General features: G+C 58.4%; 3 protein-coding genes. All 3 read right to left on the minus strand.

Annotation, left to right across the window (positions count from 1 at the left end):
- On the minus strand, positions 1 to 254 hold a 254-nt coding region (locus WBB85_RS09435; RefSeq protein ID WP_432638368.1), incomplete at its 3' end, for a VirB3 family type IV secretion system protein.
- Positions 255 to 266: 12 nt separating this feature from the next.
- Positions 267 to 557 carry a TrbC/VirB2 family protein gene (locus WBB85_RS09440; RefSeq protein ID WP_432638369.1) on the minus strand — a complete coding sequence of 97 codons (291 nt, stop codon included), beginning with the start codon at positions 555 to 557 and terminating at the stop codon, positions 267 to 269.
- Positions 558 to 566: 9 nt separating this feature from the next.
- The gene (locus tag WBB85_RS09445) at positions 567 to 1,160 is read right to left on the minus strand and encodes a transglycosylase SLT domain-containing protein (RefSeq protein ID WP_432638370.1); all 594 of its coding nucleotides are present in this window, start codon (positions 1,158 to 1,160) and stop codon (positions 567 to 569) included.
- Positions 1,161 to 1,928 lie beyond the last annotated feature (768 nt).

The raw sequence follows: 1,928 nt of genomic DNA on the forward strand, positions 1-1,928 counted from the left end.
GCCTTTCCGAACCGCAGCAGGCTCATCGGCGTGTGCCGCAGCCGGACGGTCATGACATTGTGGATATTGGGATTGATCGCGGTGACGATCCGCGCCGCCATGTACCAAAGCGGCGCGGTCAGGAGCCACGACAGCACCTTGAAGAGGATGAAGGGGAACATGATGAGCGCGCCGACCGCGAGGAAATACGGGAGCGGCAGGCCCCAAAAGACCGCCTGACGCGACAACCCGATGACGACGACGCTAGGTTCCATGCCCCCTGCCCCTCAGCCCAGCGTCGAACGCAGATTGGAGACGATGGCCGGGCCGCCGAAGACGAGGAATGCCCCGACCAACATCAGACCGACCCACATCCAGGAGATGCGGTTGAAGGCGGCAAGGAAGCCCAAGGCGGCCAAGCCGATCAAGAGGAACGCAGTCGCGAAAGTGCCGCCGAGCGATGCTGCGAGATCCGTTACGAGACCTTCGGGCTTGGAAAAGTCGATAGCCGCCATGGCGCGACCGGACCAGAGGGTCAGAAGGATTGCGGCGACGAGCCGGTGATGAAGATTGGTCATGTTTACTCCTCAGATTGTGGACAAGAGACGTTGGTATTCGGCCATGACCTTGCGGACATGGGATTGGGTTTCGCGGTAAGGGGGAATGCCGCCATACTTCGCGACGGCCTCGGGCCCGGCATTGTAGGCTGCGAGCGCCAGCTCGAGGCTGCCGAAGCGCCCCATTTGTGCGATGAGATAGCGCGCCCCGCCATCGAGATTTTCGAGGGGATCATGCGCATTCACCCGAAGCGCCCGCGCCGTCGCCGGCATGAGCTGGGCAAGACCAATGGCACCGGCATGGCTAACCGCCTCAGGCCGGTAGCCGCTTTCGATCCGGATCATGGCCTGGAAGAAGGCTGTCCAGTCCCGCTCGCTGAGCCCAAGGCTCTTCACTGTCGGATGACGCTGGTAGCGCGCCGCGACGGAGCGGATGATCGGCAGGTTCGCGGCGCGACTTCCGGAGACGGTCGGAAGCGGTCGCGGGAGTTCGTCATTCGCGGCCCGGCCTTGCGGGGCGATCAGTTGGCCATTGGCGTCGTAGCGCAGGACAGCGCCGTCATGAAATAGGGTTGTTCCGTTTCGGTCAGCTTCCGTTTCCGGCGCTTGATTGAATCGGATCACCTCCGCTCGCAACGGGTACGCGGTCGCGATGGAACATGCCACGACAAGTCCCACCAGTGACGAGCGGAATACATGCACTTTGCAGCTCGAGTGTGTGGGCTGCGAAGGAAACAACACCGGTATATCGAAGGAATACACGGTGTCTGGACTTGATGGTAACGAGTACCATGCGCACCGGCGTTTCCTCACCGAGAAGAAGCAGGAATAGCCACTCTCCCTGCAAGGGTTCTTCGGGCGTTGGGGCTTTCGTGCAAACCAACTCAACTTCGGCACCGTCCTTTACTAGGCGGCGAAACTCCGACTCATTCGTGATTGGGAATGCTCTGATCTCCACGTCCGGTTCTCCCACTTTTCGGAGAACCAGTAGAGTATTCGCCCCATCCACACCACTGTTTGTCAAGAGTTTCCAGCTTTAAATTCCGTGTTCATACTCAAAGCATATGCGAAAACACTTTTTGCACAAGGCAAAAATGCTATCCGCTTGCCATTTAGGTTGAACTAATCAATATAAAGCATGAAACGATAGTCGATGTTACGTGAATACGTTATGGAAAACACTTAGAGATCATGCTCTTACTTGCTTTTCACCGGCCGCTACAGTCGAGGATTCCGCGTGCTGGGACAGGCTAGAAAAATGCGAAACGCTCTTAAATGGAGACTGACATGACGAAAGCCCCTTTCCTTCGTTCTGCGGTGACCGCGATCGGCGTGGCGCTTGCGGCCGCTGCTACTCCGGCGCCTGTAAAGGCTCAGACCTATCCCATCGAC

The organism is Albidovulum sp. (assembly GCF_049646345.1).
In the GTDB taxonomy this organism is placed as follows: Bacteria; Pseudomonadota; Alphaproteobacteria; order Rhodobacterales; family Rhodobacteraceae; genus Albidovulum.